Annotated in this window: 20 protein-coding genes; 13 read left to right on the top strand and 7 right to left on the bottom strand. The window is 64.3% G+C overall.

All coding sequences use genetic code 11. From position 1 onward, the window contains the following. Positions 1–134 precede the first annotated feature (134 nt). Positions 135–3,686 carry an indolepyruvate ferredoxin oxidoreductase family protein gene (locus ACFPN5_RS10510; RefSeq protein ID WP_379782896.1) on the bottom strand — a complete coding sequence of 1,184 codons (3,552 nt, stop codon included), beginning with the start codon at positions 3,684–3,686 and terminating at the stop codon, positions 135–137. A 196-nt stretch (positions 3,687–3,882) separates the two neighbouring features. Next, complete coding sequence (locus ACFPN5_RS10515) at positions 3,883–4,812, bottom strand: LysR substrate-binding domain-containing protein (protein ID WP_379782898.1); 930 nt, start codon at positions 4,810–4,812, stop codon at positions 3,883–3,885. 126 nt (positions 4,813–4,938) lie between these two features. Between ACFPN5_RS10515 and ACFPN5_RS10520 the strand changes: the two genes are divergently transcribed. Further along, positions 4,939–6,156, top strand: coding sequence for an HD-GYP domain-containing protein (locus tag ACFPN5_RS10520; protein ID WP_379782900.1), 1,218 nt, complete (start codon positions 4,939–4,941; stop codon positions 6,154–6,156). A gap of 4 nt (positions 6,157–6,160) precedes the next feature. Here ACFPN5_RS10520 and ACFPN5_RS10525 read toward each other — a convergent pair whose 3' ends face one another. Then, the gene (locus tag ACFPN5_RS10525; RefSeq protein WP_379782902.1) at positions 6,161–7,201 is read right to left on the bottom strand and encodes a GGDEF domain-containing protein; all 1,041 of its coding nucleotides are present in this window, start codon (positions 7,199–7,201) and stop codon (positions 6,161–6,163) included. A gap of 351 nt (positions 7,202–7,552) precedes the next feature. Here ACFPN5_RS10525 and ACFPN5_RS10530 point away from each other — a divergent pair, with 351 nt between their 5' ends. From ACFPN5_RS10530 to ACFPN5_RS10585, 12 genes are all read left to right on the top strand, one after another. Continuing rightward, the gene (locus ACFPN5_RS10530) at positions 7,553–7,741 is read left to right on the top strand and encodes a Flp family type IVb pilin (RefSeq protein ID WP_379782904.1); all 189 of its coding nucleotides are present in this window, start codon (positions 7,553–7,555) and stop codon (positions 7,739–7,741) included. A gap of 57 nt (positions 7,742–7,798) precedes the next feature. Next, positions 7,799–8,329: an A24 family peptidase gene (locus tag ACFPN5_RS10535; RefSeq protein ID WP_379782906.1), complete on the top strand. Its 531-nt coding sequence runs from the start codon at positions 7,799–7,801 to the stop codon at positions 8,327–8,329. Between the two features lie 101 nt (positions 8,330–8,430). After that, a complete protein-coding gene (locus ACFPN5_RS10540) occupies positions 8,431–9,843 on the top strand; it encodes an ATP-binding protein (protein ID WP_379782908.1) in 1,413 nt (470 codons plus the stop codon). Beyond that, the gene (gene cpaB, locus ACFPN5_RS10545; protein ID WP_379782910.1) at positions 9,840–10,700 is read left to right on the top strand and encodes a Flp pilus assembly protein CpaB; all 861 of its coding nucleotides are present in this window, start codon (positions 9,840–9,842) and stop codon (positions 10,698–10,700) included. The genes ACFPN5_RS10540 and cpaB overlap by 4 nt, the downstream gene beginning before the upstream one ends. Before the next feature lie 25 nt (positions 10,701–10,725). Further along, positions 10,726–12,270, top strand: coding sequence for a type II and III secretion system protein family protein (locus tag ACFPN5_RS10550; RefSeq protein ID WP_379782912.1), 1,545 nt, complete (start codon positions 10,726–10,728; stop codon positions 12,268–12,270). 9 nt (positions 12,271–12,279) lie between these two features. Further along, the gene (locus ACFPN5_RS10555; RefSeq protein WP_379782914.1) at positions 12,280–12,552 is read left to right on the top strand and encodes a hypothetical protein; all 273 of its coding nucleotides are present in this window, start codon (positions 12,280–12,282) and stop codon (positions 12,550–12,552) included. Between the two features lie 50 nt (positions 12,553–12,602). Then, complete coding sequence (locus ACFPN5_RS10560) at positions 12,603–13,778, top strand: AAA family ATPase (protein ID WP_379782916.1); 1,176 nt, start codon at positions 12,603–12,605, stop codon at positions 13,776–13,778. 16 nt (positions 13,779–13,794) lie between these two features. Continuing rightward, a complete protein-coding gene (locus ACFPN5_RS10565) occupies positions 13,795–15,141 on the top strand; it encodes a CpaF family protein (protein WP_379782918.1) in 1,347 nt (448 codons plus the stop codon). Between the two features lie 33 nt (positions 15,142–15,174). Further along, a complete protein-coding gene (locus ACFPN5_RS10570; protein ID WP_379782920.1) occupies positions 15,175–16,152 on the top strand; it encodes a type II secretion system F family protein in 978 nt (325 codons plus the stop codon). 9 nt (positions 16,153–16,161) lie between these two features. Then, positions 16,162–17,097, top strand: a complete 936-nt coding sequence (locus tag ACFPN5_RS10575) for a type II secretion system F family protein (protein WP_379782922.1) — start codon at positions 16,162–16,164, stop codon at positions 17,095–17,097. A gap of 21 nt (positions 17,098–17,118) precedes the next feature. Then, entirely contained in the window at positions 17,119–18,228 is a 1,110-nt protein-coding gene (locus ACFPN5_RS10580; protein ID WP_379782924.1) for a tetratricopeptide repeat protein, read from the top strand. 96 nt (positions 18,229–18,324) lie between these two features. Continuing rightward, positions 18,325–18,636, top strand: coding sequence for a BON domain-containing protein (locus ACFPN5_RS10585; protein ID WP_379782926.1), 312 nt, complete (start codon positions 18,325–18,327; stop codon positions 18,634–18,636). 23 nt (positions 18,637–18,659) lie between these two features. On the opposite strand, the gene ACFPN5_RS10590 is transcribed toward ACFPN5_RS10585, so the two are convergent. The 4 genes from ACFPN5_RS10590 to ACFPN5_RS10605 all read right to left on the bottom strand — a co-directional run bounded on the left by ACFPN5_RS10590 (position 18,660) and on the right by ACFPN5_RS10605 (position 20,519). Further along, positions 18,660–19,430, bottom strand: a complete 771-nt coding sequence (locus tag ACFPN5_RS10590) for a head GIN domain-containing protein (RefSeq protein ID WP_379782928.1) — start codon at positions 19,428–19,430, stop codon at positions 18,660–18,662. A 164-nt stretch (positions 19,431–19,594) separates the two neighbouring features. Beyond that, entirely contained in the window at positions 19,595–19,813 is a 219-nt protein-coding gene (locus tag ACFPN5_RS10595; protein ID WP_379782930.1) for a hypothetical protein, read from the bottom strand. A gap of 83 nt (positions 19,814–19,896) precedes the next feature. Further along, positions 19,897–20,208 (bottom strand): urease subunit beta, encoded by a 312-nt coding sequence (locus ACFPN5_RS10600; RefSeq protein WP_379782932.1) that lies wholly within the window; start codon positions 20,206–20,208, stop codon positions 19,897–19,899. Between the two features lie 8 nt (positions 20,209–20,216). Next, entirely contained in the window at positions 20,217–20,519 is a 303-nt protein-coding gene (locus ACFPN5_RS10605) for an urease subunit gamma (RefSeq protein WP_379782934.1), read from the bottom strand. Positions 20,520–20,527: the final 8 nt, after the last annotated feature.

Genomic DNA, 20,527 nt, shown 5'->3' on the forward strand with positions numbered 1-20,527 from the left:
TCCTTCTGGGTTCAAGCGCGGAAAGGTTCGATTTGTACGGTATATGACGTTAACGTTAACGTCAAGTTCAGGATGTAGTGATCAAACGGTGAAACTGCGTGGGCACACATGCCCACGCGGTACAACGCCAAAAATTACGCCGCGCGCTTTTTGACGTTGCCGCTAAGCAGCTCTGCCTTGCGTACGCGGAATTCCTCGACTGCCTTTTCCTTCACATGGCCGAAGCCGCGGATCTGCTCGGGCAGGTTCGCGAGCTCGACAGCTTGCCCAAGGTTCGCGCCATTCAGCGAAGGCAGCAACCCCTCGATCATCGCACGGTATTCGGCAATCAGGGCGCGCTCCATCTTGCGCTCGGCGGTATAGCCGAACACGTCGAAGGTGCCGCCGCGCAGGTCCTTCAGCCTGGCCAGCACTTTGAACACGGGCATCATCCACGCACCGAATTCCTTCTTGACCAGCTGGCCGTTGGCATCCTTCTTCGCGAACAGCGGCGGCGCCAGGTTGAATTTAAATTTGAAATCGCCTTCGAACTGGGATTTGACCTGCTCGAGGAAGCGGCCGTCGCTGTACAGGCGCGCCACTTCATACTCGTCCTTGTAGGCCATCAGCTTGAAATAATATTTCGCCACGGCCATCGACAGCTTGTTGCCCAGGCCCTGCGCCGACTCGGCCGCACGCACCTTGTCGACCAGGTCGGCATACACGGCAGCGTAGGCGGCGTCCTGGTAGGCGGTCAGCGACTCCACGCGCTTCTTGATGACGGTTTCCAGGCTTTGCGGCATCTGCACCAGCACTGCCTGCGTCGGGGTGGCGACTTTTTCGACGCGCTTGAAGTCGACCGCGGCGCGGCGGCCCCACAGGAAGCTCTTCTTGTTCGAGGCAACGGCCACGCCATTCAGTTCGATCGCGCGCATCAAAGCAGCTTCCGTGAGCGGAATGCGGCCCTTTTGCCAGGCGTACCCCATCAGGAACAAGTTTGTTGCGATCGAGTCGCCCATCAGCGCGGTGGCCAGTTTGGTGGCGTCGATGAAATCGGCGCCGGCGTTGCCGCCCACGGCCTCCAGGATCAGGCCGCGCACGTCTTCCGCCGGGAACTGCCAGTCGGCGTTCTGGGCGAAGGTGCCGGTCGGCTGCTCGTGCAGGTTGACGATGGCCAGCGTGCGGCCCGGGCGCATCTTCGAGATCGCGTCGGCGGCGCCCGTGGTCAGCATGTCGCAGCCCAGCACCAGGTCCGCTTCGCCGGTGGCGATGCGCTGGGCGCGCAGGCGGTCCGGCGACGCCGCCACCTTCACATGCGAGGTGACGGAGCCGTTCTTCTGGCTCATCCCGGTCATGTCGAGCACCGAGGCGCCTTTGCCTTCCAGGTGCGCGGCCATGCCCATCAGCGCGCCGACGGTGATCACGCCGGTGCCGCCGATGCCGTTGATGAGGATGTTATACGGGTGCTCGACGCTTGGCAGCACTGGGTCGAGCAGGGCACCCCAACCGTCATCGCTATCGCCCCTGGTGACGCCGGCTTTGCTCTTCTTCAGCGTGCCGCCTTCGACCGTGACGAAACTCGGGCAGAAGCCCTTCGCGCACGAATAATCCTTGTTGCAGGACGACTGGTCGATGGTGCGCTTGCGGCCGAAGTCGGTCTCTTTCGGCAGGATCGAGACGCAGTTCGACTGGATGCCGCAGTCGCCGCAGCCTTCGCACACCGATTCGTTGATGACCATGCGTTTTGCCGGGTCGGCGAATTCGCCTTTTTTCCTGCGGCGGCGCTTTTCGGCCGCGCAGGTCTGGTCGTAGATGATGACGGACACACCCGGCAGCTCACGCAATTCGCGCCCGATGGCGTCCATCTCCTTGCGGTCGTGCAGGGTGACGAGCGCCGGCAGGCTCGAACGGTCGGCATAGCGCGACAGGTCTTCGGTGACGAGGGCGATGCGTTTCACGCCCTCGGCCGCCATCTGCTGGGCGATCATCGGCACCGAGGTCTGGCCGTCGACCGGCTGGCCGCCGGTCATCGCGACCGCGTCGTTGTAGAGAATCTTGTAGGTGATGTTCACCTTGGCCGAGACCGCGGCGCGCACAGCCAGGTAGCCCGAGTGGAAGTAGGTGCCGTCGCCCAGGTTCTGGAACACGTGCGGCACCTTCGAGAACGCAGCTTGGCCGATCCATGGCGCGCCTTCGCCGCCCATGTGGGTGGTCAGCTTGTTCATCTCCGGGTAGATCGAGGTCGCCATCACGTGGCAGCCGATGCCGGCCAGCGCGAACGAGCCTTCCGGGACCTTGGTCGAGGTGTTGTGCGGGCAGCCGGAGCAGTAGAAAGCCGGGCGGAAGGGCGTGGTGATCGCCTTTTGCAGCACGGCGTCTTTCGCATCGAGGAAGGCCAGGCGGGCCTTGATGAGGTCACGCGTGCCTTCGTCTTCGACCAGGCGGGAAATGCGGCCGGCGATCACGCGCGCTACTTGCGCCACCGAGAAGTCGGCCTTTGGCGGCAGCAGCCAGTCGCCGCGCGGGGCGACCCATTCGCCCTTGTCGTCGAACTTGCCGATGATGTGCGGGCGCACGTCGTCGCGCCAGTTGTAGAGCTGCTCTTTCAACTGGTATTCGACGACTTGCCGCTTTTCTTCGACGACCAGGATCTCGTCCAGGCCCTGCGCGAATTCGCGCACGCCTTCCGGCTCGAGCGGCCAGATCATCGCGACCTTGAACAGGCGCAGGCCAACTTTGGCCGCCATGGCTTCGTCAATGCCCAGTTCTTCCAGCGCTTCCAGCACGTCGAGATAGGATTTGCCGGAAGCGATGATGCCGAGCTTGGCGTTCGGGCTGTCGATCGTCGTGTGGTTCAGCTTGTTTTCGCGGGCATAGGCCAGCGCCGCGTAGATTTTATAGTCCTGCATCAGCGCTTCCTGATTGCGCGCCTGTTGGCCCAGCGGCACCGACGACAGGCGCGTGTTCAGGCCGCCTTCGGGCATCGTGAAATCTTTTGGCAGTTTCACTTGCACGCGATGCGGGTTGGCGTCGACCGAGGCGCTCGACTCGACGGTGTCGGCCAGCGCCTTGAAGGCGACCGCGCAGCCCGAGAAACGCGACATCGCCCAGCCGTGCACGCCGAGGTCCAGGTATTCCTGGACATTGCAGGGGTAGAGCACGGGGATCATGCAGGCCGAGAAAATGTGGTCGGACTGGTGCGGCAGGGTGGATGAATATGCGCCGTGGTCGTCGCCGGCCACCAGCAGCACGCCGCCGTTCTTCGCGGTGCCGGCGTGGTTCATGTGTTTGAAGACGTCGCCGCAGCGGTCCACGCCAGGGCCTTTGCCGTACCACATGGCGAACACGCCATCGTATTTGGTCGGGCCGATCAGGTCGACCGTTTGCGTGCCCCAGACGGCGGTCGCGGCCAGGTCTTCGTTCACGCCCGGCACGAACTGGATGTGGCTCGCTTCCAGGTGACCCTTGGCCTTCCACAGCGTCTCGTCCAGCCCGCCCAGCGGCGAGCCGCGGTAGCCCGAGATGAAACCGGCGGTGTCGAGGCCGGCAGCGGCGTCGCGCTCGCGCTGCATCATCGGCAGGCGTACCAGCGCCTGGATGCCCGACAGGAAGATGTTGCCTGACTTCGCGGTGTATTTGTCGTCGAGGGTGACGGTGGTGAGGCGGGACGAGACGTCCTGCGCTTGTGGCGCGGCGGTGTCTAGCATGAGGGTCTCCAGGATCGTGTTATTTCCTGCCATTGCTGGCGCCGGATAGGCGCCGTCATGGAAGGTGGGGTGTCGCTTGTGGGCGACTGAAGTCTTGATAAACGCGGGGCTTATCGGTCGGCGTGGAGTGTAGGGGCTACGTCACCGGAGGGGAAATAGGGAATGCGGATAGGGGTATAAGAAAAAATGATACCTATTATTCATGCAGACGCGCACCCGACCATTGTTCATTTTCACACAGCATTTCAGTGACCTGACGTACTAGGCGGCTGATTGCGGTTGCCGCATTCGTGAGGGGGATGTTGCGCGAGGCGCACAAGGTCACGCGGCGCTGGATCGGCGGGTGTACCGGCGTGGCAACCAGGGCGCCGGATTCGATCTCGGCGCGCAGGGGAGCGAGCGGCAGCAGGGTGGCGCCCATGTCGGCCAGCAAGGCCGACTTCAGGATGGCGATCGAATTGATCTCGATGATGTTCGACAGCGCCAGCCCCGCACTGGCGGCTGCCTGCTCGATCAGTGGGCGCACGCCATGCTGCTGGGCCGGCAGGATCAGGGGACTGACCAGGGCCGCGCCCAGCGTGACCGGGGCCGCGGGCGGCACCCAGCTCGATGCGGCGCGGCAGATATACATCAGGTCTTCCTCGACCAGGGGCGTGCTTTCAAAGCCGCCGAGCTGGCCGTCGTCGAACAGCACGGCCAGGTTCAGGCGCCCGGATTTGAGCTGCTCTGTGAGGCTGCCGGAGATTTCCTCGGTCAGCTGCAGGGTGATCTCGGGGTAAGTCGTGCGCGCGGCGGTGAGCAGGGGCAGGGCCAGCGCGCCGGAAATGCTGTGTGGCAGGCCGAGCGTGACGCTGCCCGAAGGGCGCGTGGTCAGCTGCGTGACGGCCGAACGGGCGTCGACCACCTGCTTCAGGATCGCCTGGGCATGCTCGTAGAAGACCTTGCCGGCCTCGGTGCTGAGCACGCCATGGGCCGAGCGATGCAGGAGCTGGGCGCCGAGTTCTTCCTCGAGCTGGCGCAACTGCTGGGTCAGGGCCGGCTGCGCCACGTGCAGGACCAGGGCGGCGCGCGAAAGCGAGCCGTGGTCGACGATGGCGACGAAATAGCGAAGCTGGCGTAATTCCATGTAAGCGGGTTTTTTGTCCAGTTGCAACACTTGGATGACAAGAAGTTTATGCTCGGAAACTTAGTTGCTATACTGCATAGCCGCCGAGGTACTGGGCGCAGATTAACATACCGTCAGGCGCTAGCAATGCTCAAGAAAATCGATTCCTCCCAGCTGCGCGTGGGCATGGCCATCCACGACCTCGATTGTGGCTGGATGGAGCACCCGTTTGTCCGCGCCAGGTTTGTGTTGAGCAGCGAAGACGAGATCCGCAAGATCACCGCTGCCGACATCCGCGCCGTCGTCATCGATTGTGCGAAGGGGCTTGACGTGGAGGCGCCGACGCTGGCCGAGGTCCGGGCAGCAACCGAAGCGGAAGTGACGGCGATTGCCGCCCGGCCGGTGAAACCGCTGCGCACGACGCTCGGCGACGAAATGCAGCGCGCCGTCGGCATCCGCCGCCAGGCGGTGAGCCTGGTGCGCACCGTAATGCAGGACGCACGCCTCGGTAAAGCCGTCGAGATGGAAAACGTGTCGCCGGTGGTGGAGAACATCACCGCATCGATCCTGAGGAATTCCGGCGCCTTGCTCAGCCTGCTGCGCATCAAGACCAAGGACGATTACACTTTCCTGCACTCGGTCAGCGTCTGCACCTTGCTGGTCGCCTTCTGCCGTTCGCGCGGGATGGATGAGGAAACGATCTACCAGGCCGGCGTCGGCGGCCTGCTGCACGATACCGGCAAGGCGCTGGTGCCGGACACGATCCTGAACAAGCCGGGCCGCCTCACCGACGAGGAATTCGCGATCATCCGGAAGCATCCGCGCGACGGCTACGACATCCTGCGCCAGACGCCGGGCATCGGCGCAATCCCGCTCGACATCACGCTGCACCACCACGAGCGGCGCGACGGCAGCGGTTATCCGGAAATGCAGAACGAGGCCGGGATTTCTGACTTGGCGCAGATGGCCGCGATCGTCGACGTCTATGACGCGATCACCTCGGACCGCTGCTACCACAAGGGCATGTCGGCGGCCGATGCACTGCGCAAGATCTACGAGTGGAGCAAATTCCACTTCAACCCGACCCTGGTCCAGGAATTCATGCGCTGCGTTGGCATCTACCCGGTCGGCACGATGGTGATGCTGCAGTCCGGGCGCCTCGGCGTGGTGGTCGAGCCGCACGAAACGAACCTGCTCACGCCGAAGGTCAATGTATTTTTCAACACCAAGAGCGAGACCTATATCCGCCCGCAACTGCTGGACCTGTCGCGCGCACTCGGTTTCGGCGGCGGCGACAAGATCGTCAGCCACGAGGCGCCCGCCAAGTGGCGCGTCGATCCGGACAAATTCCTGATCCTTCCCTGACTGTTTAGAAAAACTCGGCGGTGTCGTTCGACGCCACGGTTTTCAGCAGGCCGCGCTCGACCAGCTCGTCGTAGTGGCAGGTCTGGTTGCGGCCGTTGGTCTTGGCAAAGTACAGGGCCTGGTCGGCGTGGCCGAGTGTGACCACGGGCGAATCGTAGGGGCTGATGCTGACAAATCCGATGCTCACCGTGACCCGTCCCACCTGCGGGAAGGCATAGGCTTCGACGTTGCTGCGGAAGCGGTCGATGATGCGGCGCGCATGCTCCAGCGTCGTCGAACGCAGCAGGATGACGAATTCCTCGCCGCCGAAGCGAAACACCCGGTCCCGTGAGCGGAACGACGCCTGCAGCTGGTTGGCGATCAGGATCAGCACTTCGTCGCCGTACAGGTGGCCGAAGGTGTCGTTCACCATCTTGAAATGGTCGACATCGACCACCGCCAGCCACCCCTTTTCTTCGCCATTGCTGCAGCGCCGCTCGAGCTGGCCCGGCAGCGGCGGTTCCTGCTCGCCCGGGCATTGCAGCATGCGGGCGAGCTGGTCCTCGAAGGTTTTGCGGTTGAGCAGGCCGGTGAGCGAATCGCGTTCGCTGTAGTCGAGCAGGTTCTGGAAGTTGCGGTAGACACCGACGATGCCGGCGATGGTGTGGATGGTCGCGGCCCGGAAGGGCGTATGGCGCACGATTTCGAGGCAAGTGGCGGCCTGGTCGCCCAACCAGATCGGCAGCCAGAGGGTACGCATCGATTGCGGACCGCAGGCCAGGGCGCTCGTTTCGCGGCGCGCCAGGCAGGCAGCCAGCTCGGGAAAAGCCTCCAGTGGCTGGCCCGGCAGGGCGCTGTCGTGCGCGTCTTCGACCCGGGCGCGGCCACCTGCGGCGATGCTGGCACGCATCCGCACCCAGGTGCGATCGCCGATCGTCGAAATGGACCACACCCGGGCCTGCGCGGCGGCGGCCAGTTCCTGTACCGCCGACACCACCGAGATGTCGAGCATCGCGTGATCGCGGTGGCCAGTCATGTCCACCATGTGTTTCAGAAGAGAATCCATGTCGTTCTCAGATAGGTAATCAGCCCACCACACCCCGCATTGCCGCTTTCGCAACACTGAAATTTCCGCAGAGCAAGCAAAACAGGATAATCCTTTTTTGTTATCGCGGCAATTATTCCGCCTCTTTTTATGGAATTGCGCGACGCCGGCAGGGGTCTATACGATCTGGATCAATTGTTTCCCACAGCAAATAATTCATATGAAAAAGCTTGCTAACAGTCAACTTGCTTTACGGCATCATCTTTTATAGTGAACTCACTGAAACGGAAACGACAAAGCGCAGTCAGCAGAGTCAAGGGAAGTCTCCTGCCGCTTCAGGGTTGTTCTTATAAACCACCATATGGAGTTTTCATGAAAACGATCTTTACCGCAGTGCAAGCTTTCGTTGCTGATGAAGACGGTGTGACGGCCATCGAGTATGGCCTGATCGCTGCCCTGATCGGCGTCGCGATGGCGGGTGCGGCAACGCTCTTGGGCGACCAGATCGAGCTGACGTTTAACAACGTGAAAGACAAGCTGGTCACCGCCTTGAAGCCTTAAGTAACTATTGAGGTTTGCCCTCCGGACTTTTCCGGAGGGCTTTTTTTTGGGGTAGATATGAGTTTTCAACTCCAGCTTGACCTGATATTGCTGCTCGTGGTGGTGACTGCCGCCATCATCGATCTGGCGATACGCAAGATCCCGAATAAATTGCTGCTGGCCGCAGTGTGTGCTGTGCTGGGCCTGCACATGATTGATCCGACGCAGGGTAGCCTGTCGAGCGCCCTCGGCGGTGCAGCCATCGGCTTCGCCCTGTTCGTGCCGCTTTACGCGGTGGGCGGCATGGCCGCCGGCGACGTCAAGTTGATGGCAACCGTTGGATTGTTCCTGGGACCATCCGACGCCTTATATGCCTGCATCCTGACCTGGTGCGTGGGCGGGGGGATGGCGCTGGTCATTATCCTGTTTACGCGACGCTGGTCCGCGGCTTACCACAACCTGCGCAACCTGTTGCTGCCCATCGTGCTGGGCTTGGGGCCTCCGGTTCCAGGCGCAGCGCCTGCCCGCGCAAGCGTCGGCTCGATGCCATATGGATTAGCAATTGCGTTGAGCACGCTTTGGCTGTTGATACAACGCCATCATCCCTGAAGGTAACGGCTTGCTGCTGCTCAATGGCCACAAAGACATGGCCGCTAGAATGAATTCAATGTTCTCGGGGAATGAACTCCGTGAATGCAAGGAGAACCACCATGAGCGAAACGCTCTCGTTCGCACGCCCGGGTATGGCTTCCCGTACGGCGCCGCCCCAGGCACCGGGCGAGCTGGAGGTCGCGGCAACCCTGCCGCGCCAGCCGAGGACAATCAGCGATACCGGACTCGAGCCGCGGCTGGTATGCGCCCTCGTGCTCAAGACCCTGCATGCCACCGGCCGCTCGCCGCTGCCCTTGCTGGCCGGAAAGCTCCGCCTGTCGGTCAGCGTGCTGCGCGAAGTGCTCAACATACTGACCGTTGACCAGCAAACCGAGGTGGCCTGGTCGGGCGATTCCGACATCGACGTGCAATATCAGCTGACCCCGATCGGCCAGCGCGCCGCACTGGCCTGTCTGGAAGAGTGCCGCTACGTTGGCCCGGCGCCCGTGACCCTGGCTTCTTATCGGGCGGCGGTCGAGCGCCAGTCCTTGCGCCAGGCGATGCCGGGGCGGCAGGGAGCATCCTCGTCGGCGGTGCGCGGCCCGACCCCGGGCGAACTGGCCGCCGTGCTGGCCGACGACGGACTCGATTCAGCCTTGCGCGATGTGCTTGGTGCTGCCTTGCATGCGCAGCGCCCGCTGCTGTTGCACGGCCCGACCGGCTCCGGCAAGACCACGCTCGCGCGCAAGCTGACGCGCCTGCTGCCGGGCGCGGTCGCGGTACCGTATGCCCTCCTGATTGAAGGCCACATCGTCCCGTTTCATGATCCGCTGCGCCATCCACCGCCTTTGCCCCAGGGGCGCCAGCTGGAAGAGCGGCGCAGCTGCGATGCACGCTGGGCGATCTGCCAGCGTCCACTGGTGTATGTGGGTGCGGAATTTGACGCGTCCATGCTGACGCTGCGCCCCGATCCCGAGAGCGGCATTCATCATGCGCCGCTGCAGCTGCAAGCCAACAATGGCATCTTCGTCCTCGACGACCTCGGTCGCGGACGGACGCCGGTGGCCGAACTGCTCGCCAGTCTGCTCGGTACGCTCGACGGCGGCCCGGCGCGCGTGGTGGCCGGCGGACACGGCGAGACCGTGCCATTCGACGCGATGCTCGTCTTCGTTACCAACCTGGCGCCGGCCAGCGTGTTCGACCCGGCCTTGCTGCGCCGTATGGGCTACCGCGTCGGTCTCGGGCCGCTGGCCGAACCGGCCTACCGGGCAATACTGCGACGCGCCAGCCGGCTGCACGGCCTTGAGTGCGATGAAACAGTGCTCGACCACCTGGTAACGCGGTTGCACCGCGCCAGCGGTACGCCGCTGCTGGCCTGTTATCCGCACGAGCTGCTCGGCCGTGTACTTGATTTCGCCGGCTTTGCCGGAACCGAACCACGCCTGACGATCGCTGCCCTGGAGCAGGCGTGGAACAGCATGTCCAGCGGCAGCGCCCCGGCCCCGTGCCACGTCGCAGGAATCGACCAATGAAAAACAAGCGCGCTCTTGTCGTGATGGCGGTTGCCATCCTGTTCGGCCTGACGGCCGTGGTCCTCGCTTCGCGCTGGCTGCTGCTGCAGCCCAGCACCAGCAGCGGGCACATCGCGGTAGCGGCCGCGGATATCAGCCTGGGCCAGCGCCTCACCCCGGAGATGGTCAAGCTGGCCGAGTGGCCCGCCGACAGCGTGCCGAAGGGCGCCTTTGCCGATCCGCAGAAACTGGCCGGGCGCGTCCTGAAGAGCAGTGTGCTGGCCGGGGAACCGGTCAGCGAAGCGAAGCTGGCACCGGTCGGCACGCTGGGTGGCCTGTCGGCCCTGATCACCGAAGGCAAGCGTGCGATCACGGTGCGCGTCAACGATGTCATTGGCGTGGCCGGCTTCACGCTGCCGGGCAACTACGTCGACATCATCGTCAGCACTGAAAAGGATCCGACCCCGGAAGCGGGCAACCGCCAGGAGAGCATCTCGAAGATCGTGCTGGAACGCATCCTGGTGCTGGCCGTGGCGCAGGAGGTCAACCGCGATGAGACCAAGCCGCGCGTGGTCAATGCGGTCACGCTCGAGGTAACGCCGGAACAGGCTGAAAAACTCGACCTGGCGCGCAGTGTGGGCACCCTGTCGCTGGCGCTGCGCAACCAGGTCGATCCGCAATCGGCCCAGACCGACGGCGCCACCAAACTGACCCTGCTGCCCGTTACCCCGGCCGTCAAGCCGGTCCCGGTAAAGCCGGTGGCTGCTGCGCCGCGCCGTCCCGAGAAGCCTGCCGTGCACCGGGTCGCGACACCTCCGGTGCGGCGCAACTGTGTCACCGTCATCAACGGCCTGCATTCCTCGCAAGAGTGCTTCTGATCCCTTTACCGTGCCAGGTGCAACCATGAACACACGTCCTACGAAACCGCTCCGACCGAATGCCGTGTCGCACACCGTGCGCCGTCCCCTGCTGCGCCAGGTTGCCCTCGGCGGCATGGCGCTGGTGCTGGCAGGGGGCGCACACGGCGCGCGCCCCGTCGTGCAGTCCGAAGTGATCTCCGTTGTCGGCGAGCGCAACGAAATCGGCCCGCGCTGCAAAGGCGAGGCTGCGCGTCCGGCCCAGGTCGCGCTTCAGATGGGCAAGTCGACCCTGATGCGGCTGCCGGAAGCGGTCCAGAACCGCAGTGTCGGCAATCCGGCTGTCGTGCAGGCGATGCTGGTCGCACCGGATACGATGTACATCGCCGGCGTCGACGTCGGCACGACCAACATGATCGTCCAGGGGCGCAGCGGCCTGTGCAGCGTGCTCGACATCACGGTAGCGATGGACCCGAGCGCGCTGCAGGCCACGCTTGCCGCCGTCATGCCTGAAGAAAAAGAGATCCGGGTGCTGGCCGCGGCCGATTCGCTGGTGCTGACCGGAACCGTCACCGATGCCTCTGCGGTGGCACGCGCCGCCGAGCTGGCGGCGGCCTACGTGCGCCGTCCGCTGCACGCGCTGAGTGGAGTGCCGAAGGAGCTTGAGCCGAAATCCGGTGCTGCTGGCGCAGGGGGCGGACCGCAGGTGCGCGTGGTAAACCTGCTGAGCGTCAGCGCACCGCAGCAAGTGCAGCTCGAGGTCAAGATCGCCGAAGTCTCCAAGACCCTGCTCGAACGGCTCGAGGCCAACGTCAGCTGGAGCTTCTCGCCGGGCAGCTGGGCTGCCACCGTGGCATCGGACTTCCTGAGCGGAACGGCCGGCGCGAGATTGGGCGCAACCCGCGGGAACGGCAAATCATTCGGCGTGGACGCGCAGACCCAGGACGGCCTGATACGTGTCCTGGCCGAACCGAACGTGATGGCGATCAGCGGCCAGGAAGGCAGCTTTCTTGCCGGCGGCAAATTTTATATCCCCGTGGCGCAGGACAAAGACAAGATTACGCTGGAAGAAAAGGAATTCGGCGTGGGCCTGCGCTTTACGCCGACAGTGCTCAGCGGTGGACGGATCAACCTGCGTGTGGCGCCCGAGGTATCGGAATTGTCGCGCGAAGGCATCGGCATCAACGCCACCGGCATCTCCTCCGGCACGGCGGTCCTGCCGGTGGTGACGACGCGCCGCGCCAGCACCACCGTGCAGCTGTACGACGGCCAGAGCTTTGCCATCGGCGGCCTGATCAAGAATAACCTCGTCACCAACCTGAAGGGCCTACCGATGCTGGGCCAGGTGCCAGTGCTCGGGGCGCTGTTTCGCAGTACCGACTTCCAGCAGGACCGTACCGAGCTGGTCTTCGTGATCACCGCGCGCCTGGTCAAGCCGCTCACTGCAACTGGTTACACACTCCCCACCGACAGCGTCGGTGCTCCTTCGCGCGCTGGCCTGATGCTCGGCGGGCGCCTCGAGGGCGCGCCCAGGACACCGGCGCCGGCCGCGCGCACGGGCCAGAGCGTCGACGGTTTCGAACTCAAATAGGAGGCCGCAATGGCAACCAAGACAATCGCATGTATCGCAGTGTTCGTGCTGCTCCAGGGTTGTTCGACTGCACCGCGCTTCGAGAAGAATTTCGGTGGCTCGGTGCGCGCGAACCTGGCAGCGCAGACGGTGGACCCGCGTGGCGCGGCCAACGCCAATCCTGCCAGCGGCATTGATGGACCGGCCGCGCAGGCTGCGCACGCGCGTTACCAGCAATCGTTCACCCGGCCCGAGAGCGCCGCGACATCACCGTTGCTCAACACGCTCGGCAGCGGGCAATGAGATACCGCGGCTGACCGATTCACCATCCCAGTGCTTCAACAAGGATCGTCATGAAAGCCCTATTGATCAGTCAAGACAGCCTGCTGTTTGCTGAGCTTGCGTCCCAGGGAGCGGCCCGCGTGCCGCCGCTGAACGTGGCCAACAGCCGTGTCTCGATGCGCGAGGCGCTCGATCGGCCGCTGGGCGAGGCTCCGGGACTGGTTCTTGTCGACGCCACCGAAGGTGCGCCCGACGATGCCGACCTGCTCGAACGCCTGGCGCGCCAGTATCCGGAGGCCCAGTTCATGCTGCTCACCAGCCAGCACCAGCCGGAATTCCTGATCCGTGCGATGCGTGCCGGCGTGCGCGAAGTGCTGCAGTTGCCGCTGGTGCACCGCGCCTTCCATGAAGCGATGGACCGCATTGCCTCCGCCGCCGGCGTTGCCCAGCTGCGCGAGGGCAAGGTGCTGGCCTTCATCGCCTGCAAGGGCGGCAGCGGCGCGACCTTCATCTCCACCAATTTCGGTTATGCGCTGGCGACGCTGGCCGAGAAGAAGGTGCTGCTCATTGACCTGCACGGCCAGTTCGGCGATGCCGCCCTGTATGTGTCGGACCAGAAGCCGGCCATGACCCTGTCCGACGTCTGCGAACAGATCGCGCGCATCGACGGCCCCTTTCTCGATTCCTGCCTGGTGCATGTGACGCGCGGTTTCGGGGTGCTGGCAGCGGCTGACGACCCGTCCCAGGCGAAGGCGGCCAAGCCCGAGCACATCGACGCCATCCTGCGCGTGGCACGCCAGCACTACGACTACATCGTGCTCGACGTCGGGCGCCAGATCGACGCCGTGTCGCTGCGCGCGCTCGATAGCACCGACACCATCTATCCGGTGCTGCAGCTGGCGCTACCCGACATCCGTGACGCGCGCCGCCTGCTCGACATCTTCCGCTCGCTCGGCTACCCGCTCGAGACGATCCGCCTGATCGTCAACCGCTACGAAAAAGGCGGCCGCCTGCGCTTGCCCGACCTGCACGCGGCGCTCGGCTGCGAGGTCGTGCATACCGTGCCGAACGACTACGTCGCCGTTACCGATTCAGTCAACCAGGGTGTGCCGGTACTCGAACTGTCGCGTGCGAGCGCCGCCGCGCGCAGCCTGGCCGACCTGGTGGAACTGGTTACCGCGCGGCGCGCCCCCGAAACCCGTGGCCTGCTTGACCGCCTGTTCGGCCGCGGTGAAGCCGACTATTAATCTGGAAGGAGAATCCATGTCGCTGCGCGAACGCCTTTCCGTCTCGGACGACGACCGCAAGGCCAGCGTGTTGCCGGCCGAGGTCAGCAACGGGGCTTACCAGGAGCTGAAACGGACGATGCACCAGATGATCCTCGACCGGATCGACCTGGAGCGCCTGAAGCGCCTGACTGCCGAGCAGTTCAAGCACGAGCTGGCGCTGCTGATCCAACGTATCATCGAGGAAGAACGCATCGTCCTCAACCAGCACGAGCGCCACAATCTCGTGCTCGACATCCAGCATGAAATGCTCGGCTTCGGCCCGCTCGAGCCGCTGCTGAACGACCCGACCGTGTCCGACATCCTGGTCAACACCGCCAGCCGTGTCTACGTCGAGCGCCGCGGCAAACTGGAACTCACCGACATCAGCTTCCACGACAACGCGCACCTGATGAAGATCATCGAGAAGATCGTCTCGCGCGTGGGGCGCCGCGTCGACGAGTCGAGTCCGATGGTCGATGCCCGACTGCCGGACGGTTCGCGCGTGAATGCCATCATTCCGCCGCTGGCGGTGGACGGACCGATCCTGTCGATCCGCCGCTTCAGCGCCACGCCGCTCTCGGTGCAGAACCTGCTCGACTACAAGAGCGTGACGCCGCCGATGGTCAAGGTGCTGCAGGGCCTCGGCATCGCCAAGATCAACATCCTGATCTCGGGCGGCACCGGCAGCGGCAAGACCACGCTGCTCAATCTGCTGTCGGGCTTCATCCCGGCCAACGAGCGCCTCGTCACCATCGAAGACGCGGCCGAACTGCAGCTGCGCCAGCCGCACGTGGTGCGTCTCGAGACGCGCCCGTCGAATATCGAAGGCAAGGGCGAGGTCACCCAGCGCGCGCTGGTCAAAAACGCGCTGCGCATGCGGCCGGACCGCATCATCCTGGGCGAAGTGCGCGGCGCCGAAGCGCTCGACATGCTGCAGGCGATGAATACCGGCCACGAAGGCTCGCTGGCGACGATCCACTCGAACGCCCCGCGCGATGCTCTGGCGCGCCTGGAAAACATGGTCGGCATGGCCGGGGCAAACCTGACTCCGCGCGCAATCCGCCAGCAAATCTGCTCGGCGGTAACGGTCGTGGTGCAGGCCTCACGCCTGATCGACGGCGCCCGCAAGCTGGTCAGCATCCAGGAAATCACGGGCATGGAAGGCGACATCATTTCAATGCAGGAGATCTTCCGTTTCGAGCAGACCGGCGTCGATCGCGACGGCAAGGTGCTGGGCCATTTCTCAGCCACGGGCGTGCGGCCGCGCTTTGCCGACCGCCTGAAGATGTACGGCGTCGAAATCCCCGACGACACCTTCCATCCCGACCGCATTTACCAATGAACCCGCAGGCCCTGCCTGCAGTGGAGCCGCTCCATGGACCTGCTTTTTTACAGCTTTACCGTCTTCCTGTTCGCCGCGGTCATTCTGTTGATCGAAGGCGTCTATCTTTGGTGGTCGAGCACCCATGGCAAGGCCGCGCAACGCATCGCGCGCCGGCTGCAGGTCATGTCCGGCGGCGTAGGGCGGGCAGGGGAACGCATTTCGATCCTCAAGCAGCGCCGATTCAGCGCCCATGACGGCGTCGATCGCCTGCTGCAGCAGGTCAAGCCACTGCAACGGCTCGATGCCTTGCTGGTCCAGGCCGGCAGCACGCTGACGGTCGAGCGCTTCCTCGGCTGCTCGCTGGCATCCTTCCTGCTGGTCTTCATTGCGAGCGCGCGCTGGCCACTGCCGCCGGCGCTGCGTTTCCTGGCCGCGCTGTTCGCGCTCAGCGTGCCGTACTTTCTCTTGCGGCGTGCACGCAAGCGCCGCCTGAGCCGCATCGAATACCAGCTGCCCGATGCTGCCGATTTCATCGCGCGCGCCCTGCGCGCCGGGCATTCGTTCACCAACGTCCTGCAAATCGTGGGCAATGAGCTGCCCGAACCGCTGAGCAGCGAATTTCGCGTTGCGCGCGAGGAAATCAACTACGGCGTGCCGATGGATGAAGCCCTGCACAACATGGCCGAACGCATTCCACTTACAGACCTGCGTTACCTGATCATCGCGGTGCTGATCCAGCGCGAGTCGGGCGGCAACCTGGCGGAAATCCTCGGCAATATCAGCACCATCATCCGCAGCCGCCTGAAGCTGGTGGCCCAGGTGCGCGTGCTGTCGGCGGAAGGTCGCATGTCAGCCTGGATCCTCGGCCTGCTGCCATTTGCCGTGGCGCTGGTGCTGGCCCTGGTCAACCCGAAATACGTCAGCATGCTGTGGACCGACCCGAGTGGGGTGCGCATGCTCTGGTATGCCGCCGGCATGATCCTGTTCGGGGTGGTGTGGCTGCGCAGGGTCATCCGGATCCGTGTCTGAGGAGCTGCAATGAATGTCGCACATTTATCTTTCCTGTTGATCGTTTTCGGCATCGTCTGCGCACTGGCCTGGCTGGCGATGATGCTGTTCGCCCCGGGCGCGCTACGTAGCCGCCTGCGACGCTTCAGCAGCAAATCCGATACCACGGCGCTCGAATCCGACGGCTGGGTCGAGCGCGTTGCCAAGGTCACCCAGCCCCTGATGAAACTGTCGGTGCCGGAGGAGGGCTGGGAAAATTCGGCGCTGCGTACCCGCTTCATGAATGCGGGCTGGCGCAACCCGGTGGCGCCGACCCTGTTCTTCGCGTCGAAGACGGTGCTTGCGCTGCTTGGGCCGGCAAGCATCGGCGTGCTGGTAGCGGCCTCGGTGATCGTGCTTTCGGGGAGCAAGCTGCTGTTTCTGTTGCTCCTTACCGCAACGGTCGGTTACTACCTGCCGAACTACGCGCTGAACCACATCGTGCGCCGTCGCAAGCGCGAGATTTTCGAGACATTGCCTGACGCGCTTGATTTGCTGACCGTCTGCGTCGAGGCCGGCCTGAGCCTGGAACGCGCCTTCGTCAAGGTGGCCGGTGAAATTCATATCAAGAGCGTGACGCTGGCGCAGGAACTGCAGCTTGTGCTGATGGAAATGCGCGCCGGCTTCAGCAAGGAAAAAGCCCTGCGCAACTTCGCCCTGCGCAGCGGTGTCGACGATATCGACACGCTGGTCGCGATGCTGATCCAGTCCGAACGCTTCGGCACCAGTGTCGGCGATTCGCTGCGCGTGTATTCCGAAAATCTGCGTACCAAACGCCGCATGCTGGCCGAAGAATGCGCCGCCAAGATCGGCCTGAAGCTGCTGTTCCCGCTCATTTTCTGCATTTTCCCGACCCTGCTGATGGTATTGCTGGGGCCGGCCGTAATACAGCTGAGCCGCACACTGGGTGCGATCAGCGGCACATGATGATTCGAGAGGAGTATGACCATGTCCACCTGCATGATGCTCAAGAAAATGTCGATCCTGTGTGCCGGCACCCTGCTGATCGCCTGCGCCGGCGTCACGCGCCATCCCGAACGGGCGCCGCAGGTTGACGCCGACGCAATCTACGATGGCGGGCGCCAGCACCATCTCGCCGGACGCTATGAGGACGCCATTGCCGCCTACCGCACGGTGCTCGCTACGGCGCCGCATCATGTGCGTGCGCGCAATGCGCTGGCCGCAACCTATGCGCGCAAGGGCGACTTCGCCCAGGCCATCCCGATCTGGCGCGCCCTGACCGAAGAACTGGCCACACGTACCGGCCCGGACGGCGCCTACCTGTTTGCCAACCTTGGCTATGCCTACCTGCTGGGCGGCGATTACGATAAAGCCGTCGCCGCGCTGGAACGGGCTTGCCTGCTCGATCCGCTCGATCACCGAGCCTGGCATAACCTAGGCGAATCGCTGCGCCACCTCGGCCAGGCTGATCGCGCGGCACTGATGCTGCGCCAGGCCAAGGCCCTGCGCGAGCACAATTTTCAGAGCGACCATGCCGCCGTCGGCGGCACCGCCGTGGCGGCAATCGAAGCGGCCGTCGCCATGCCGGCACGGCCGGACTCCGGCTGGGCCGCGACCGAGGTGCGTACTGCCGCCGACGGCACTCTCGAGCTGCTGCGCGTGCCGTCGCAGCAGGCCATCGCGGCAGCCCTACCGCCGCGTGCGCCCGAACCGCGTACGCCGGCGCCAGCGCAACCTGGTCTCGTGCTGCTTGAAATTCGCAATGGAAATGGCGTGACTGGCATGGCACGCGCACTGTCGCGCCAGGTCAAGGACGACGGCCTGCAGGTCACGCGCTTGAGCAACGCGAAAGGTTTCAATGTGCGCCGCACGCGCATCGAGCACGCTGCGGCTTTCCGCGGCGCCGCCGAGCGGCTGGCCGAGCGCCTTGCCGGCAACTTCGACAAGGTTCAGGTCGTGCAGGTCGATAATTGCAAGGCGTGCGACATGCGCCTGATACTCGGCCGGGACCTGGGGCGAGGGGCGCTGACGCTGCGGCCAGCGCCTGAACGCGGAGAAACCTATGCGGCTGCGCAATTGCCGCCGACGGCACCCTGACGCAGCCCCGCAAGTTACCTTTGTTCGGTATCAAACCGTGGCAACGCGCGCACCCGAAAATAGGGCGATATCACCTTATTTCACGGGAGCGTTGCCATGAACATTGCACAGCGTTTCACTGCCATCCTCGCCACCATCATGGTCTTCATGCTGGCAGGATGCGCACCGACGAGCGACCGCCAGGGTACGGGCGAGTACATCGATGACGCCGTCATCACCAGCAAGGTCAAGGCGGCCTTTGCCGCCGACCCCACCGTCAAGGCCACCGAAGTACAGGTGGAAACCTTCAAGGGCACGGTGCAGCTGAGCGGTTTCGTCGAATCGCGCGAAAGCGCACAAAAAGCGGTGCAGATCGCCCGTCAGGTCAAGGGCGTCACCGAAGTGCGCAACAACACGATCGTGAAATAGCGCCGGTGCTTAGCACCAGCCACTCAGCGCCAGGTCACCTTGCCCAGGCCGCCCGTCGTGGCGTTGCGCTGGGTCGGTTTGCCGTACACGGTGGCGGACCCCATGCCGCTCAGGTTAACGTCGATCGCCGAGCTGGCATGCACGGTCGCGCCGCCAAGGCCGGTCATGTCGAGGTCGACGGTTTCGGCGCGCAGCTTTTCCGCATCCAGATTGCCGACGCCGGCCAGCGTCGCATGCAAGGTCCGGGTCTGGCCCGTCACGGCCAGTTGCCCGGCCCCGTTCAGCGCCAGGTCCATCCGCTCCGTTTTCGCCGCGTCGATCTTCAGGCTGCCAGCGCCGCCGAGACGGGCATCGATGTTGCGGTAGCTGCCGTTGAGCGTAATGGTCCCGGCGCCGTCGAGGGCGAGCTTGATCTTGTCGCCGCCAAAGCCGCTGACCGTGCTGGCCCCGACGCCTTCGGACACGAATTCAGTCAGGTTCGGCACGGTGAGCTCGGCGCGCAGGCGTGGATTCTTGTTGCCGAAGTTCCAGTTGTTGCGGCGCTCGGTATCGATCTCCAGCGTTTCGCCACGCTGGTGCGTCGTCACGCGTGCGATATGGTCCCGTTCACCTGAAAGTACCAGCGAAGGCCTCGCTCCCTGGCGCACCACGAGGTCGACCACGCCGTCGAGCTTGACCCGCGACACGCGCGCATCGACCGCGCGCGTTTCGCGCACGATGTCGGCCGCCAGGGCGGTACCGGCGCTCAAGGTCAGGGCTGTTGCCATCAGGGTGGTGCCGAGCAGTTTGTTCATGGTGGTCTCCGTGATCGAATAGTGATTGGACTATAGATCGGTGACCGCCGGCGGGCGTGGCCCGTGCGACGGGCTGCACGATACGCGGAATGAAGCGTGCAAACGTTGACCGAACCGAGCGCCAGCAAGAAGACGGCCGCCGCCCGATGGACCGGCGCCGCCGATCAGCGCCGCAGTGACCGTCGCAGGAGCACGCCGGCCCCCACCAGGGCGAGCACGACCACGGCAAGCGCCACCCAGCCTTCGTACTCATGGATCAAGTGCGGCACGTCGCTGGCGTGCGCCTGGGCAGGGGTGGCGGTCAATATGGCGACCAGGATCGCGAGGCAGAGCGGGGCGGCAGGAACAAGGCGAGGGGCAAGGCGGCGCAGGAAGGGAGACATCAGAACTCCTTTAATTGGAAATCGGTACGAGCGGCATCGAGCAGGCCTGATGCCGGATGAATGCAACGATGTCGTCGACCCCTTTACCATCGCGCAGGCTGGTGAAGACAAACGGGCGCGCGCCACGCCATGCGGTCGCCGCCGAGGGCGACGAGCCTGACGGTGCGCACCTGTCCCGGCTCGAAACGCACGGCCGTGCCGGCGGCGATATCGAGCCGCATGCCGTAGGCCAGCGCCCGCTCGAAGCGCAGCGCCGGATTAATTTCAAAAAAGTGGAAGTGCGAGCCCACCTGCACCGGCTGGTCGCCGGCGTTCGCTACCGATATGTCAATGGTAGCGCGGCCGGCATTGAGTTCCAGCTCGCCCGGTTGGATCAGCATTTCGCCTGGAATCACGGCAGCTCCTACAGGATGGGATGGTGCACGGTCACCAGCTTGCTGCCGTCGGGGAAGGTCGCTTCGACCTGCACGTCCGGGATCATTTCCGGCACGCCCTCCATGACCTTGTCGCGCGTCAGAATGCTTGTGTCCTCGCTCATCAGTTCGGCTACCGTCTTGCCGTCGCGTGCGCCTTCCATGATCGTCGCCGAGATCAGGGCGACCGCCTCCGGATAGTTCAGCTTCAGCCCGCGCCCCTTGCGGCGTTCGGCCAGCAGGGCGGCGGTGAAGATCAGCAGCTTGTCTTTTTCGCGTGGCGTGAGTTCCATGTCGTTCT

The organism is Massilia niabensis (assembly GCF_042655085.1).
Lineage (GTDB): Bacteria > Pseudomonadota > Gammaproteobacteria > Burkholderiales > Burkholderiaceae_D > Telluria > Telluria niabensis.

Excerpts from the sequence above, each read along its gene's own strand:
- ACFPN5_RS10510 (WP_379782896.1), bottom strand. The coding sequence starts at position 3,686 with ATGCTAGACACCGCCGCGCCACAAGCGCAGGACGTCTCGTCCCGCCTC.
- ACFPN5_RS10515 (WP_379782898.1), bottom strand. The coding sequence starts at position 4,812 with ATGGAATTACGCCAGCTTCGCTATTTCGTCGCCATCGTCGACCACGGC.
- ACFPN5_RS10520 (WP_379782900.1), top strand. The coding sequence starts at position 4,939 with ATGCTCAAGAAAATCGATTCCTCCCAGCTGCGCGTGGGCATGGCCATC.
- ACFPN5_RS10525 (WP_379782902.1), bottom strand. The coding sequence starts at position 7,201 with ATGGATTCTCTTCTGAAACACATGGTGGACATGACTGGCCACCGCGAT.
- ACFPN5_RS10530 (WP_379782904.1), top strand. The coding sequence starts at position 7,553 with ATGAAAACGATCTTTACCGCAGTGCAAGCTTTCGTTGCTGATGAAGAC.
- ACFPN5_RS10535 (WP_379782906.1), top strand. The coding sequence starts at position 7,799 with ATGAGTTTTCAACTCCAGCTTGACCTGATATTGCTGCTCGTGGTGGTG.
- ACFPN5_RS10540 (WP_379782908.1), top strand. The coding sequence starts at position 8,431 with ATGAGCGAAACGCTCTCGTTCGCACGCCCGGGTATGGCTTCCCGTACG.
- cpaB (WP_379782910.1), top strand. The coding sequence starts at position 9,840 with ATGAAAAACAAGCGCGCTCTTGTCGTGATGGCGGTTGCCATCCTGTTC.
- ACFPN5_RS10550 (WP_379782912.1), top strand. The coding sequence starts at position 10,726 with ATGAACACACGTCCTACGAAACCGCTCCGACCGAATGCCGTGTCGCAC.
- ACFPN5_RS10555 (WP_379782914.1), top strand. The coding sequence starts at position 12,280 with ATGGCAACCAAGACAATCGCATGTATCGCAGTGTTCGTGCTGCTCCAG.
- ACFPN5_RS10560 (WP_379782916.1), top strand. The coding sequence starts at position 12,603 with ATGAAAGCCCTATTGATCAGTCAAGACAGCCTGCTGTTTGCTGAGCTT.
- ACFPN5_RS10565 (WP_379782918.1), top strand. The coding sequence starts at position 13,795 with ATGTCGCTGCGCGAACGCCTTTCCGTCTCGGACGACGACCGCAAGGCC.
- ACFPN5_RS10570 (WP_379782920.1), top strand. The coding sequence starts at position 15,175 with ATGGACCTGCTTTTTTACAGCTTTACCGTCTTCCTGTTCGCCGCGGTC.
- ACFPN5_RS10575 (WP_379782922.1), top strand. The coding sequence starts at position 16,162 with ATGAATGTCGCACATTTATCTTTCCTGTTGATCGTTTTCGGCATCGTC.
- ACFPN5_RS10580 (WP_379782924.1), top strand. The coding sequence starts at position 17,119 with ATGTCCACCTGCATGATGCTCAAGAAAATGTCGATCCTGTGTGCCGGC.
- ACFPN5_RS10585 (WP_379782926.1), top strand. The coding sequence starts at position 18,325 with ATGAACATTGCACAGCGTTTCACTGCCATCCTCGCCACCATCATGGTC.
- ACFPN5_RS10590 (WP_379782928.1), bottom strand. The coding sequence starts at position 19,430 with ATGAACAAACTGCTCGGCACCACCCTGATGGCAACAGCCCTGACCTTG.
- ACFPN5_RS10595 (WP_379782930.1), bottom strand. The coding sequence starts at position 19,813 with ATGTCTCCCTTCCTGCGCCGCCTTGCCCCTCGCCTTGTTCCTGCCGCC.
- ACFPN5_RS10605 (WP_379782934.1), bottom strand. The coding sequence starts at position 20,519 with ATGGAACTCACGCCACGCGAAAAAGACAAGCTGCTGATCTTCACCGCC.